Below are 13,407 nucleotides of genomic sequence, written 5' to 3' on the forward strand. Positions count from 1 at the left end.
GCACGATGGTGGCGTGCTGGTGGACGGTGATGTGGAGCCGGTCGAAGGCACGCTGCAGGTGCCGGCGGGCCTTGGGACCCAGCGAGGCGCCGAGTTCACCGCGGGTAACGAGGCTTATCCGCAGTCCCGGACGGGATTCGGCGAGCTCGGTGGCCGTCTCGATCGCGGTCAGATTGCCGCCGACCACTAGCACGTGCCCGCCCTCGTCCAGGTCGTCCAGGCGTGTGCGCAGGCGCAGCGCGGCAGGCCGCGCCGCCACGTGGAAGGCGTGCTCGTCGACGCCGGGAACGCCGTGGTCGGCGGTGGTGCTGCCGAGCGCGTAGAGGAGGGTATCGTATTCGAGCCGGTTGACCCCGTCGCCGTCGGTAACGGTGACGGTCCGGTGCTCGGCGTTGACGTCGGTGACCCGTGCCAGGCGCAGCTGGATTCCGGTGCCCGCGAATACCTTCGACAGCGGGCGGTCGCGCAGCTGCTGGCCGGCGGCGAGCTGATGCAGGCGCAGCCGTTCGACGAAATCGGGTTCGGCGTTGACCACGGTGATCTCGAAGTCGTCGGGGTGCAGTTGGCGGGCGAGGAAGGTGGCGGAGAAGGCTCCGGCGTAGCCGGCCCCGAGAACAACGATGCGGTGCTTCATGGTTGAGACTCCTGTCCGGTTCAGGTGATGGTCGAAAGACACCGGCGGCCGCGATTTCCTGACAGCTTCGACCAGTGCTGTGACACGGACCACTTCTCGCGTCGCTTCCGATCGATGATCTCCCGGCCGGAACCAGGGCGGCGCCGGGCAAGCGACGAGCCACACGGCAAGGTGATCTGCTTCACAACCTGTCAGAACCTTCGTCGCTGCGGTGTCTTGTTCCCGACCCCACTCGGATCGAAGGAGACACCATGGGCAGAAGCATCGAGGTGGTCGTGCTCGGCGGCGGCTACGCGGGAGTGATGGCGGCCAACCGTCTGAGGCAGGGCGACAAGGTCAAGGTGACCGTGGTCAATCCGCGACAGGTCTTCGTACCCCGGCTGCGGCTGCACCAGTTGGTGGGCGGAACCCATGATGCGGTCGTCGACTACCGGGAGGTGCTCGCCGAGGGCGTCGAACTGGTGGTCGACAGTGCGACGCACATCGACGCGGTCGGGCGAACCGTGAGCCTCGCCGAGGGTGGCAGCATCGGCTACGACTATCTGATCTATGCGGTCGGCAGCCTCAGCGCCGGACCGCAGGTGCCGGGCATTGCCGAATTCGCTTATCCGGTCGCGACTCTGGAGGCCGCGCAGCGGCTGCGGTCGGTGCTTTTGGACACGCCTGTCACGGCGACGGTGACGGTCGTCGGAGGCGGTCCGGTTGGTACCGAGACCGCTGCGGAACTCGCCGAACAGGGGCGCAGCGTCAGACTGGTCTGCGGCGGCGTCCTCGCCCCGAACCTGCACCCCAGCGCTCGGCGCACAGCCCGCAAATACCTCACCAAACTGGGTGTCGAGGTGATCGAAGGCCCGGATACGTCGGTCACTGCCGTGCGAGCGGGAAGCGTCGAACTCGGAGACGGCCGCGCGCTGGCGAGTCAGGTCACCATTTGGACTGCGGGTTTCGGTGTGCCCGATCTGGCCGACCGCAGCGGGCTGCGCACCGATGCCGCCGGGCGGCTGCTCACCGACGAGACACTGACCAGCATCGACAGCGATCGCATCATCGCGGCGGGCGACGCGTCGGCGCCGTCGGACCTGCCGTTCCGGATGAGTGCCTACATCGCTGGATGCCTGGGCGCCCACGCCGCCGACACAGTGCTGGCCCGGATCGCGGATGAGCCGCCGGCGCCGATCGACCTGGCCTTCCAGGCGATGTGCTTCAGCTTCGGCCGCGGTACCGGGATCTTCCAACTCCTCCACAAGGACGACACGGCAAAGCGGGTGTACTTTCCTGGGTTCATGGGCCGCAAGCTCAAGGAGTATTCCTGCGCAGCCAGCGTCAAGCACCTTGCGACCGAGGCGCACAAGCCGGGCTCGCACCACTGGCCGAAGGATGGTGGACACCGGCCGGCCCTGCTACGAGCCCGGAACGAGAACGTGACGACACCGAGCGCGTAGACACCGTTTCGTCGTTGTCACCAGTGGCACGGTGTGCGGCAGCGTCCGAAACGAGGACGGCCGCGCTGGATGCCCGTACTCACGACCCGCCCTCCAGGAGAGGAATTCATGCCCACGACAGGTGACGGTGACCACGCCACCCTCGCGGCGACGGAAACGTTTGTCGCGCACCGCAATCTGCTGTTCACCGTCGCCTACGAGATGCTCGGATCCGCGGCAGACGCCGACGACGTGCTGCAGGAAACCTGGTTGCGCTGGGTCGGCGTCGACGCGGCGCACGTCGACGACCCGCGCGCCTACCTGGTGCGCATCACCACGCGGCAGGCGCTCAACCGGCTTCGTTCGGCGAAGCGCCGGCGGGAGGCGTACGTGGGCTCCTGGCTGCCGGAGCCGCTGCTCACCACTCGGGACGTGGCCGACGATGTGGAACTCGCCGAAAGCGTGTCGATGGGGTTGATGGTCGTGCTCGAGACCTTGGCCCCGACCGAACGAGCGGTCTTCGTGCTGCGCGAAGCGTTCGGGTTGGGTTATGACGAGATCGCGGACGCGGTGGAGAAGTCCCCCGCCGCCGTGTACCAGATCGCCCACCGCGCTCGCCGCCACGTCGAAGCCCGCCGTCCGCGCCGCGCGGTCACCGCGCGCGAGGCGCAAGCCGTTGTCGAAGCGTTCCGGCGCGCACTCGAGACCCGGGACCTGCAGGGCCTGCTCGACGTACTCGCCCCGGACGTGGTGGTGATCAGCGACGGCGGCGGCATCAAGCAGGCCGGCACCCGGCCGGTCATCGGCGCGGACAAGGCGGCGCGGTTCATGGTCGGGGGCCTCACCAAGCACGACGTCGTGCTCGCCGTCGAACCGACCGCGATCAACGGCAGCCCCGCATTGGCGCTGCAAGTCGACGGGGAACTCGACGGTGTCATCGCGGTGCGGGTCGAGGACACCCGCATCACCGGTCTCTACTTCGTCCGCAACCCGCACAAACTGACCCACATCGACACCGAAACTCCACTCACCCTGCGCTGACATCAGCCACGACCCAACCATTCAAGGGAGTTCCATGACCACGCGGGCATCGCTCACCACCGACGCGCTTCCGTCGCGATGGCCAACCGTGGCCGGAGCGGTCGTCCTGCTCACGACGCTTACCAGCGTATTACTCATCGCCTTCGCCTGGCCGTCGGTGCGGTCCTCGGTGCACGATGTGCCGATCGCCGTCGCCGGGCAGACCGCCGCGGTCGCCCAGGTCCGGACCGCGCTCGAGCAGCGTGCGCCGGGCGGCTTCGACATCACCGAAGTCGCCGACACCGCGAGCGCGGAGCAACTCATCCGCGACCGGCAGGTGTACGGAGCCATAGATCTCAGCTCCGGCACCCCGCAAGTCATCATCGCCTCCGCCGCCAGCACCGCGGTCGCCCAAACCCTGCAGACCATGGCGACCGGACTCGGACAGCGCGGCAACGCCGGACCGCCGGTGGCGGTCCGCGACCTCGCGGCCCTGCCCGCCGACGACCCGCGCGGGGCCGGCCTGTCCGCCGGTGCCCTGCCGCTGGTCATGGGTGGCCTGCTCGCCACGGTGCTGCTGACCAGGCTCGTGCGTGGCACCGGTCGCCGCATCGCCGGGACACTGGCCTTCGCGGTCACCGCCGGCCTAGCCGTGGCGGGGATCCTGCAGTTCTGGTTCGGCTCGCTCAGCGGCTCCTACCCGGCCAATACCGGTGCTGTTGCCTTGAGCATCGCGGCGGTCTCTCTGACCGTTCTCGGGCTCGAATCGCTGTTCGGCTATGCCGGGATCGGGATCGGCGCCGTGATCATGATGCTCATCGGCAACCCGCTCTCGGGGACCGCTACCGCCCCCGAAATGCTGCCCGGCTGGTCCGGCGCACTCGGGCAGCTGCTGCCGCCCGGAGCCGGCGGTCGGTTACTGCGATCGACCGCCTTCTTCGACGGTCGAGGCGCTGCTGCCACCGTCACCGTCCTGGTCCTTTGGGCCACACTCGGAGTAGCGCTGTGCCTGATCGGCGGCCTGCGCGCACACCGCGCCATCTCGAACCCTGAAAGCGCAATTCGAAAGGAGTAAGAGCAAACGCAATTCCCGCGCCGTCGCCAATGTCCCGCAGCGACGACGGACGATGCGCTACGCCCAGCCGGCCGGCGTCGGCGATCCGTCCCTCGTGGTGTTCCGTAGGGCTGTTCCGGCGAATCCTGTCCTGTGGAACGATCGGGCAGTGATCGAGCCCCTTCCACGTCGGATACGGCGGATCTTCAGCCGTGTACGGCGTAAGCAGTGGGACAAGGCCGCCAGAACTCTGGGCCTGGATCCGGACCTTCTCGTCAGCCGCGCCAAAACACGTGCCGAGCAGTACCCGGATGCCTTCGAACGAGCGGTAGCCGACGCGCAGGACATTCCCGGAGCCGACGAGGTCGGTGCTCGGATCCTGCCGGCCCTGCGCGAACACTGCAAACGCCTCATGCAGCAACTTGCCTCAGATGTCTGAGCCTTCCTTGCTGCGTTTCGGGTTCGAGCTTCGGCCCGTGGCGGAGGTCGCGCCGTGGGGTGGTGACAAGCCGAACCTGCACTGGTTCGGTCTGACCGATGGTTGGTACTGGATCGAGCTCGGCGATGTCCGGCTGCTGAAGTTCGCTGCTGACTACGAGGTCCCGTACGTCGATTACTACGTGGTCCGGCTGTGGGAGGACCTGCTCCAACTGCTTCCGGTGGCGCTGGAGGAGGTGCCGGCTGATCTGCTCGGCTTCACAGCTTCCGATGGCGGTGGCTGGAATGAGGTCGAGTCCGACGCGGCCGAGGCCGCCATGGACTGCTGGGCCTCACGGTCTCTCTACTTCGGGTACCTCCGCGACTCACCATCGCTGCGATGCTGGCGAACCGGAGACCAGATCGTCGTCGACTGGAGTGCGCCGGCCAACTTCGCCGAACCGCGAGCCTTGCGAACGACGATCGCTGTCCCCGAGTTCATCGCTGCCATCGAGCAATTCGATGCTGCACTGATGACCGCGATGGAACGCCGCGTCGCCGAAGTCGAGGGCGCTCCGCCGTCAGGCATCGCACTGGACCTCGAACACCTGCGCACTGAACACCACGACCGTGTCGGCTGGCTGACCCGCGCCCGATCACGCCGTCAGGCGACGGACTGGGGCGTCGTACGCACAGGCGCCGTACAGCTGACTGGATAGCTGTTCCTGAAGGCTGGCTGAAGGTTCGTCGGGAGAGTTGTGTTGTCGGCGTTCTTGGAGCTAGGGGGAGTTATGTCTGAGTCGTACTGGCGGTTTTGTTATGTCGGGGCGGATGGTGAGGAGATCTGTCATGACCTGTACGTCCCGGTGGATCCTGAGGTTGATGAGGTTCTGAAGGGGCAGCTCAAGGAGTTGGGTGGGCTGCAGGAGGTTGTCGGGCAGGTGACGGATTCGGCGTTGCAGGTGCGGCTTGTCGAGGTGTTGGACGAGGCGGCTGCGCGGTTGAATCTGGGGCTGCCGGAGGGGTTCGTGCTGCGTCGCGCCGATGTCGGTGCGTTCGCGAAAAAGGAACAGTTCTTCGGTGTGCCGGGTGTGGTGGGCATGACGCATGTCGACGCGTTCAACACGCTCCGGGCTGAGGGGTACGGCGTGAAGACCGTTTGGGAGTGGACGAGCCCGGCCGAGGAGAACACCGTCACCGACCAGAGCCCGACCGGCGGTTCGTTCAACCTGCCGCCCACAGTCGTCAACATCTGGGTCCGCACTCTCCCGCCCGAGCCCGACATCCCGGACGAGACCGAATTCCTCCTGGAGTAGCTAAAGGCGTCTGTGTTAGCCTTTAAAGGACTTATTGGCGAGCATGGTCGGCGTTAGAGGTGGGTGGCATGGCTCGGTCCCCGGTGCCCGTGCGTACGCGGCTCGCCGCTGAGCAGCTCGGTGCGCACCTCACCGCCTGGCGGAAGCTGAACGGCCTGACGGCGGCGCAGGTCGCGGATCGGGCCGGGATCACGCGCGACACCCTGCGCAAGCTCGAGCACGGTGATCCGACCGTCGGTCTCGAGCCGTTTCTGAACGTGGCCCGGGTTCTGGGCGCGCTGGACCGGCTCGTCGACGCCCTCGATCCGTACGAGACCGATCTCGGCCGGGCCCGGGCCGACCAGGCGCTGCCGAAGCGGGTGCGGAGGTGAGCGATCAGGTCCTGGTGTCGGTCGAGCTCGAAGGACGAACCGTGCCGGTCGGTACGGCGTACTTCCGCAGACGCCGCAACGTGCTGACCACGACCTTCCGGTACGACGAGCGATACCTCGCGATGCCGACGGCGTACGCGATCGATCCCGCGATGTCGCTGATCGACGGGACGCACAACATCTCCGGACTACCGGGGGCGTTGTCCGACTGCTCCCCTGATCGATGGGGCCGGAACCTGATCGCCAAACTCCTGCGCGGCCAGGCGCGGGGAGCGGGGAGGACCATCCCCTCGATCGGTGAGGTCGACTACCTGCTGGGCGTCAGCGACTTCACCCGGCAGGGAGCGCTGCGCTTCCAGACCGATCGCGACGGTCCCTACCTGGATCCGGAGTTGAATGTTCCGAAGCTGGTGGAACTGCCTCGCCTGCTCCGAGCCGCCGATGCGATTGCCCGGGATCCCGACGATGTGTCGGCGCTCAAGGACTTGCTGGACGCGGGCTCGGGATCGCTGGGTGGTGCCCGGCCGAAGGCTTCCGTGCGCGACTCCGAGCGATTGTGCATAGCGAAGTTTCCGCATCACAGCGACGACTGGAATGTGATCGCCTGGGAGAAGACGGCACTCGACCTCGCTGAGCGCGCCGGCATCGACGTACCCGTCCGGCAACTCGTCGGAGTGGGCGGCCGGCCCGTGCTCGTGCTCGACCGCTTCGATCGGGCAGGCGGCCGGCGGGTCGGTTATGTCAGCGCCATGACGCTGATCCAGCGAGCGGACGGTGACCCGGCCGACTATCTGGAGGTGGCCGAGACGCTGACTGAGTTCGGCTCGCAGGTCGGGATCGATCTTCCGCAGTTGTGGCGCCGGATGGCCTTCTCTGTCGCGGTCCACAACACCGACGATCATCTGCGCAACCACGGTTTCGTGCACCCCGACCCGTCCGGGTGGCGGCTGGCACCCGCCTTCGACATCAATCCGAATCCGGACCCGGCCGCGTCGCGGGTGACGGGGATCGGCGGAGCGTACCGGCGTACCGAGGAGGTCGACGGATTGATGACGTACGCCGGTTCCTTCCGGCTGACTGCCGACCAAGCGAACCAGGTTCTCCGGGAGGTCGCGGAAGCGGTGTCGTCCTGGCGGGAAGTTGCCGTCCGCAACGGAGTGTCCGAAGGCGAGTTGATGCAGTTCAAGGAGACGTTCGAGGGCATGCGCACCGCGTTCGGTTAGCCCGGATTGTGCAGGGTGGTGAGGGATTGGGCGGCTTCTCGGACTGCCGTGACCAGGGCTGGTGGGGAGAGGGCTATGGCGGTGCCGGCTTGGGCTAGGACGGTGGCGGTGGCTTCGGTGGGGTTTTCCAGGTCGGCGTGGATGATCCACCAGCCGTTGCCGGCTGGGATGGGTGGGGTGGTGGGGCGGAAGCGGCGGAGGGAGTCTTCGTGGACGCGGAGGACTATGAGGTAGGAGGGGCGGGAGGCTTTGAGGGCTTGCTGGGACTGGTGCCAGTAGGTGGCTAGGTCGAAGTCGGGGGGACGGGTGAAGGTCGCGCTCAAAAGGGTGGCTGCGGTTAGGCGGCTTAGGCGGTAGGTACGGACGTGGCCGGCGGGGCGGGCGGCGACTAGGTACCAGGTGCGGGTTTTGGCTACCAGGCCGAGCGGGGCGATGGGGAACGGCGTGGTGCCTTCGGCGTAGGTGATTTCCAGGGTGCGTTCTTCCCAGACGGCTTGGCGGCAGAGGTCCAGCCAGCGGGGCCGAAAAGAGGTGACGCTGCCGCGGTCGTCCCAGCCGGCGTGGTCGATGAGGAGGCGCTGGCGGGCGTACTCGGCGTCGCGGCGGGAGGCGTCGGGGAGGGTGGCGATGAGTTTCAGGACTGCCTGGTCGGCGGAGACGTCGAGGCCTAGGTCGGCTAGGACGTGGGCGGTGGCGCCGACGAAGACGGACATGACTTCGGACGGCGTGAGGCCGGTGAGGCGGCTGCGGTAGTCGGGGAGCAGGGACCAGCCGCCGCCGCGGCCGCGGGTGGAGTAGACGGGGACGCCGGCGAGGGACAGGGCGTCGAGGTCGCGCTGCACGGTTCGGTGCGAGACATCCAGTACGGCGGCCAGGTCGGCGACCGTGGAGCGGCCGCGGGTCTGCAGGTGGAGGAGGAGTCGCAGGAGCCGCTCGGCGCGCATGCGACGAACTATGCCAGCTAAATAAGACATCAAGTGTGGTGTTTTGTTTCTACGGTCGCTGGATGACTGTTGTCGAAGTGGATGAGCTCGCCATGTCCTATCGAGCTCCCGTGCGCAAAGGCGGGTTGCGGGCTGCTCTCGGGTCGCTGGTGCGCCGCGAGTACAAGACGGTGCAGGCGCTCGATCAGGTGTCGTTCACGATCGAACCGGGTGAGGTGGTCGGCTTCATCGGGCCGAATGGAGCCGGCAAGACGACCACAGTCAAGTGGCCGTAGGGACACCCTTGACGTTTCCGCAGGTCAGGGGGCAAGTGTAAGGGGCGACAGCGCCCGCCTGTCGCCCCCTTGCACTGTCCTAAGGACCCAGCCCGGAGCAGCTCCTAGCCCGCTTCGCGCTCGGCTCCCTCGGGCCACACGATGTGTACCGGGAGGCCCAGCGTGCGGGCGTGCTCGACTACATCGGCGGTTCCGCCGTATCCCCCTGCCGGTTTGCCGTCCCAGACAGCAACCAGTAATTCGCTGCGGGATACGAGTTCCTCGCTGGCGGCCATGTACGCGGTCCGGCCCGCTTCATCGAACGGCATATACACGACGTCAGCTCGGGACAGCAGGTCATCGAATCTCGCAAGATTGGCAGGCTTCACTTTCGCTTCACGATAGTTCAGCGAAGGAAGAACGACCGTAAGTTGCCCGCCACTGTCGAGGACCGCTTGCGCGAATATCTGATCTGCGCCTTTGGCCAAGCATGTCACGCCATTGATGTCCGCGTGTCCGCCCAACACTACGCGTATCGCCTCGTAGACCAATGACTCAGAAGCTGACGTCAAGTTAGTGTGCCCTGTAATGCCAATCCTCATCGCGCCTTCTGACTCTCTTTCTGCGGTAGCTTGCGGAGGTAGTCGCCGAGTTCCTGTCGTGCCTGACGAACGTTAGGGTTCTTCGAATACCGCGCGCTCTCTTCGGAGAAACGCCTGAGCTTGCGGTCCACATGGCCGGAATTCGTTCGTCGGGCAATGCTCATCGCGTCAAGGGCTATCCGCGCCGCTTCGACGGGTTCTTGTGTGCCGAGTCTGGCTCTGGCGAGGTTGATGGTGTCGAGTGCGCGACTCCGGAGGTTACCGCCGTCGCGCAGGCGCAGAGCTTCTGAAATGTAAGTGTCAGCATCGGCAAATGCTTGAGGCTTGCCGGTGATGGTGGCTAGTTCGAGATACCGGCCGCCGGTGGTGCCCGACAGCTCCGCACGGTCGAATCCGGAAATCCAGTATGGATCTTCGGTGTTCGATGATTCTGACGACAGAAGCTCCTCAGCCTTCCCTGTCACTCTTCGGAATGCCTCAGAGCGCCCTAATCGGGCATGCGCCCAGGCTTCACGTACCCGCAGCATCGCGTAGACGCGCGGCGTTGTTCTCGCCGCACTGTCGGCCGCTGCCCTGACGATATCGAGGGCGTCCGTGCCTCTGTTTAGGTAGACCATCTGGCGTGCCATTGCCGCTAGGACGTTGATTCCGAAGAGTTGATCGTGAGCGGCATGGGACGCTCTCAGAGAAAGCAAGTAGTAATGCTGTGCCTCGGCGTTGAGCCCTGCATCCCATGACATAGAGGCAGCCACTTTGCTTAGCTCTGCCGACACCCGAAACAGGCGGCGTTCCAGCTCTGCCGGTTGTCCTAGCTCTATCAGTTCGGCTACTTCTGCCAGCTGACCTAGAACCGCCTTCCGCCTAATCCCCATCCGGAAACGACTGTTCCACCCCCGGAGCGCGCGGCCGGTCAGCTCGATATGGTGGACTTCTTCCTCGGTAACGGTGCCTGCCTTGTTAGCGGAGAAGTACATGGGAATGCCTGCTGCCCACCCGTCGATCGGCTCAGTCAATCGACTGCCGACCGCGAGTGCCGCCAGGCCACCAGAGAGCACCCTTCGCCTATCTAGCATCAGGTCTCTAATTGCAAAATCCCGAACATCGCGAGCCGTACTCGTTGGCAGCCACAGCATTGTGGGATCGGCCGCGCGGTCGAATTGATCCGGGGTGGCGATTTGCGGGGCGGTATCAACTTGTGAGCCAGCAGCCGGATTCACCAATGCTGGCGCGTTGTCGGCAACATTTCTGGCCTGCAGCGCTAGCTCAAATCTCGTTCTCGCGTCGTCGTCGGCTTGCGCCAGCGCGGTGTCAAGGATCGCCTGCATATGCCCTTGTGGCGTTCGGTTCGCCCCTTTTGCTTCCCACTTGGACACGGTCCTGTGCTGCACGCCGAGCCGGTCCGCGAAATCGCGCACGCTGAGGCGCAAGGCCCTCTCACGAAGCAACCTAGCCGTCTCGCCCGTCCACTGCTCGTGCAGCTTCCTCGCCCTCCCTCGTCCGGCCCTCATTGTCGCAGGTCAGGGCCACTTGGGCGACTGAAGGGCGGCAAAAGGGCAGCAGTTGGCCATTACGAGAGCGGACACCCCTCCACCAGGCTGGAACACAGAAAGCAAGAAAGGTCGTCGGACGCGAATCCATCAGGAGGGCGAATGACAATAACCAACGGGGTAGACATGGAAGCAGACGCTCCAACGAGAACATTCGTCGCAATCTACTTGCGCGAACACATGATGATGACCGCTGGCGAAATGGCCCGAGCCCAGAAAGGTTTGTTGGCGTTCGCCGAGCGGAAAGGCTACGACCTCGACAAGATCGAGATGTTTGTCGAGAAGCGCGAGACGGTTCCGGATGCCTTCGCGCGGATGGCAGAGAAGCTATCCGGCCCAGGCGAGCATGTCGTAATCGTGCCTGGTATTCATCATCTCGCAGGCTTGGGGGATCCCCCTCTAGCGGTCCTCGCGGCATTCAATGCCGATGGCGTACAAGTGCTCATTGCGGGACACGTCGAATAAGAGCCCGTCAGGGTGGTTGGTGAGCGGGGGCCGTCATTTCACCCGCCCGGTTGCCCTGGCGTCGGTGGGGCGCGGTGTCGCGAGTCCATTCCGCTTCCTCAGCGGGAAAGTGAACCACGCCCCGCGCCCCGCCGTTTCCAATCCAGAGAAGAAAGGTTTTGCGTGAACGTCCGATACGGGGATCAGGTGAAGGACAGTGAAGTATCGCCGACTGAGCCGAATTGGCTTCTCCGGGCAGCGCGGGAACGGGTCGAGTCGCCGGACTATCCCGGCCGGTCGTTGTCCCGCGTCGAACTTGCGGAGGCTGTTTGTGCGCTGATCTGGGAAAGGACAGGCAGCGAAAGGGCGCTAGACGCCCATTACATCGCCAAACTGGAACGTGGAGTTGTCCGCTGGCCGACGGCGGACTACCGCCGGGGATTCCGCGATGTTCTGCACGTCGCAACGGATCGCGAACTCGGTTTCAAGAACCCCTCGTCGGAGAAGCAACCTGAATTGCCGGACGTGCCCAGCGAGCCCGCGAAAGACGCCGTCTAGCTGAACTGGCTTTGACGAACACCCTGCCCGTGACCGCAACTCACGGACGAGCCCTAACCGCCTTTCTGGTGGTTAGGACTCGTCCGTAGCGGTCGCGGGCTATTACTGCTTTTAGCGAGGCCGGTAGTGCAGTTGGGTGTCTTCGGCGCTGCGGCGGGTTTCTTGCATGAGGATCGGCTCCCCGTTGCTGGTGGTGATTCGGCGGGTGATCAGCATGGGGATTCCGTCAGGGATGCGCAGGGAATGTGCGTCGCTCGGGGTGGGGTTGCGTGCGGCGACGTAGTCGTTGAAGTCGAGTTTCATCCCGGCGGCTTTGGCTGCCTTGAAGGTTTCGCGGGCGGATACATAGGGCTTGCGGGTAATGCTGCGGAGCTTCTTTGCGATCGAGGCAGGCAGATAATTCCGTACAAAGATGCGGGTTCCCGCGTCATTTTCGAGGAGGCGGTCTGATGCATAGAACGGGGTTCCTTCGACCACGCCGAATGCGAGCGCCAAGGGCCCTTCAGCATTGGTGTTGTACTTGTTTGGTGGTTCGATGTCGCGCCATTCACCACCGGTGGATTCGGAGTCCACGTAGTTGCCGTCACCATCGACTGTGATGGTTCGGTGGTGGGTGCGGCTGGGCCAGTCCCCGGCACGGCGGACGAATACGCCTTTGCCGTGGATGGATTGCACGAGTCCTTCGTTTCGCAGGATGGCTATGGCGCGCTGGACGGTCAGCCGGTTGACTCCGTACTCGGCACTCAGGGTGCGTTCGGACGGCAGAACGGTTGCCGGGGTCAACTTCCCGGACAGGATCTGTTCGCGCAGGATCCCGGCGATGAGTTCGGTCTTCCCGGCGGCCGGTACTCCGGCGATCGTCGCGGCCTCATGGAGTGCTTGGGCGGCGGTCTCGCTGAGTGCTTCGTCGGCCTTGCCTGGCGTGGGTTTGGCGTTCACAGCTACTCCCTGAGTCGGGTCCGAGAGTCCTGGATTTGCTATTCCAGGTTCTGGTTTGTGGCGCGCCGATCCATGCTCTTCACGGGCGGTTCGGCCTGCGCTCTGTCTACATCTGTAGACAGACTAGCTGGTTGCTCCACTGGTGTACACCAGCTATGGTTGTTCCACTGGACTACTCCAGTGGCCACCCGACAGATTCACGACTGGGGAGAGGTGGTGTGCTTTGAGAAACAACGGCGGTAGAGAGCGGTCGGTGTTCCGGACAAGATGCGCGTGCGGTGCGCAGAAGGAACGCGGCCTGGCGTGTTGCCGTAAGTGTGCTTTGCGTTTCCGCTGGCAGCAGCGTCAGCGGCGCTAAGTACTCAACAGGGACCGGCCCGGGAGGTGGGCGGGTTCTGCTGAACCCCTTTCGTCACTAGCGAGGGAGAGGGGGTGATGCATCTTGATTTTCGCGATTTCTGGACTGTTCATCTTTGCAGCGCTGGGGTTCTTCCTGCTGATGCGGATGAGCGCGAACGGTATCCACGCGGTGGTCTTCTTCCTGTTCGGGTATTTCGTGGCTAAGAGCCAGTACAGCCCGTTCGTTCAGGATCTGCTGTCCAAGTTCGGCGGACAGTAAACCAAGCGCAGTATCCATGGAAGCTCAGAGAAGGGAGTAACGCC

The 13,407-nt window shown here is 65.0% G+C and carries 17 protein-coding genes; 12 read left to right on the forward strand and 5 right to left on the reverse strand.

Annotated elements, in window-relative coordinates; genetic code table 11:
* A partial coding sequence (locus ABD231_RS16160) for an NAD(P)/FAD-dependent oxidoreductase (RefSeq protein ID WP_344151638.1) occupies positions 1-634 on the reverse strand: 634 nt, incomplete at its 3' end.
* A 251-nt stretch (positions 635-885) separates the two neighbouring features.
* Between ABD231_RS16160 and ABD231_RS16165 the strand changes: the two genes are divergently transcribed.
* The 8 genes from ABD231_RS16165 (at position 886) to ABD231_RS16200 (ending at position 7,456) form a co-directional block, all read left to right on the forward strand.
* Positions 886-2,076, forward strand: a complete 1,191-nt coding sequence (locus ABD231_RS16165) for an NAD(P)/FAD-dependent oxidoreductase (RefSeq protein WP_344151641.1) — start codon at positions 886-888, stop codon at positions 2,074-2,076.
* Between the two features lie 108 nt (positions 2,077-2,184).
* Complete coding sequence (locus ABD231_RS16170; RefSeq protein ID WP_344151644.1) at positions 2,185-3,096, forward strand: RNA polymerase sigma-70 factor; 912 nt, start codon at positions 2,185-2,187, stop codon at positions 3,094-3,096.
* Positions 3,097-3,130: 34 nt separating this feature from the next.
* Complete coding sequence (locus ABD231_RS16175; protein WP_344151647.1) at positions 3,131-4,150, forward strand: ABC transporter permease; 1,020 nt, start codon at positions 3,131-3,133, stop codon at positions 4,148-4,150.
* Between the two features lie 148 nt (positions 4,151-4,298).
* Positions 4,299-4,568: a hypothetical protein gene (locus ABD231_RS16180; RefSeq protein WP_344151650.1), complete on the forward strand. Its 270-nt coding sequence runs from the start codon at positions 4,299-4,301 to the stop codon at positions 4,566-4,568.
* Positions 4,561-5,265: a DUF5984 family protein gene (locus ABD231_RS16185; RefSeq protein ID WP_344151653.1), complete on the forward strand. Its 705-nt coding sequence runs from the start codon at positions 4,561-4,563 to the stop codon at positions 5,263-5,265. Before ABD231_RS16180 ends, ABD231_RS16185 begins: the two co-directional genes overlap by 8 nt.
* 72 nt (positions 5,266-5,337) lie before the next feature.
* Positions 5,338-5,862 carry a PASTA domain-containing protein gene (locus ABD231_RS16190; protein ID WP_344151656.1) on the forward strand — a complete coding sequence of 175 codons (525 nt, stop codon included), beginning with the start codon at positions 5,338-5,340 and terminating at the stop codon, positions 5,860-5,862.
* 68 nt (positions 5,863-5,930) lie between these two features.
* A complete protein-coding gene (locus tag ABD231_RS16195) occupies positions 5,931-6,233 on the forward strand; it encodes a helix-turn-helix domain-containing protein (RefSeq protein WP_344151659.1) in 303 nt (100 codons plus the stop codon).
* Positions 6,230-7,456, forward strand: coding sequence for a type II toxin-antitoxin system HipA family toxin (locus ABD231_RS16200; RefSeq protein ID WP_344151662.1), 1,227 nt, complete (start codon positions 6,230-6,232; stop codon positions 7,454-7,456). The genes ABD231_RS16195 and ABD231_RS16200 overlap by 4 nt, the downstream gene beginning before the upstream one ends.
* Here ABD231_RS16200 and ABD231_RS16205 read toward each other — a convergent pair.
* A complete protein-coding gene (locus ABD231_RS16205; protein ID WP_344151666.1) occupies positions 7,453-8,400 on the reverse strand; it encodes a helix-turn-helix transcriptional regulator in 948 nt (315 codons plus the stop codon). The two genes, ABD231_RS16200 and ABD231_RS16205, sit on opposite strands and share 4 nt — an antisense overlap.
* Positions 8,401-8,462: 62 nt before the next feature.
* Here ABD231_RS16205 and ABD231_RS16210 point away from each other — a divergent pair, with 62 nt between their 5' ends.
* Positions 8,463-8,675 (forward strand): ATP-binding cassette domain-containing protein, encoded by a 213-nt coding sequence (locus ABD231_RS16210; protein WP_344151669.1) that lies wholly within the window; start codon positions 8,463-8,465, stop codon positions 8,673-8,675.
* A gap of 104 nt (positions 8,676-8,779) precedes the next feature.
* Here ABD231_RS16210 and ABD231_RS16215 read toward each other — a convergent pair whose 3' ends face one another.
* Together ABD231_RS16215 and ABD231_RS16220 are read right to left on the reverse strand one after the other, a co-directional pair.
* The gene (locus ABD231_RS16215; protein WP_344151672.1) at positions 8,780-9,205 is read right to left on the reverse strand and encodes a hypothetical protein; all 426 of its coding nucleotides are present in this window, start codon (positions 9,203-9,205) and stop codon (positions 8,780-8,782) included.
* Between the two features lie 47 nt (positions 9,206-9,252).
* Entirely contained in the window at positions 9,253-10,671 is a 1,419-nt protein-coding gene (locus ABD231_RS16220; RefSeq protein WP_344151675.1) for an NsdA family TPR-like regulatory protein, read from the reverse strand.
* A 234-nt stretch (positions 10,672-10,905) separates the two neighbouring features.
* Between ABD231_RS16220 and ABD231_RS16225 the strand changes: the two genes are divergently transcribed.
* Positions 10,906-11,268 carry a hypothetical protein gene (locus ABD231_RS16225; RefSeq protein ID WP_344151678.1) on the forward strand — a complete coding sequence of 121 codons (363 nt, stop codon included), beginning with the start codon at positions 10,906-10,908 and terminating at the stop codon, positions 11,266-11,268.
* A 186-nt stretch (positions 11,269-11,454) separates the two neighbouring features.
* Entirely contained in the window at positions 11,455-11,805 is a 351-nt protein-coding gene (locus tag ABD231_RS16230; RefSeq protein WP_344151681.1) for a hypothetical protein, read from the forward strand.
* A gap of 111 nt (positions 11,806-11,916) precedes the next feature.
* Here ABD231_RS16230 and ABD231_RS16235 read toward each other — a convergent pair whose 3' ends face one another.
* Positions 11,917-12,744 (reverse strand): GntR family transcriptional regulator, encoded by an 828-nt coding sequence (locus ABD231_RS16235; protein ID WP_344151684.1) that lies wholly within the window; start codon positions 12,742-12,744, stop codon positions 11,917-11,919.
* A gap of 442 nt (positions 12,745-13,186) precedes the next feature.
* Between ABD231_RS16235 and ABD231_RS16240 the strand changes: the two genes are divergently transcribed.
* Positions 13,187-13,363 (forward strand): hypothetical protein, encoded by a 177-nt coding sequence (locus ABD231_RS16240; protein WP_344151687.1) that lies wholly within the window; start codon positions 13,187-13,189, stop codon positions 13,361-13,363.
* The last annotated feature ends 44 nt before the right edge of the window (positions 13,364-13,407 follow it).

The organism is Kribbella yunnanensis (assembly GCF_039529655.1).
Classification (GTDB): domain Bacteria; phylum Actinomycetota; class Actinomycetes; order Propionibacteriales; family Kribbellaceae; genus Kribbella; species Kribbella yunnanensis.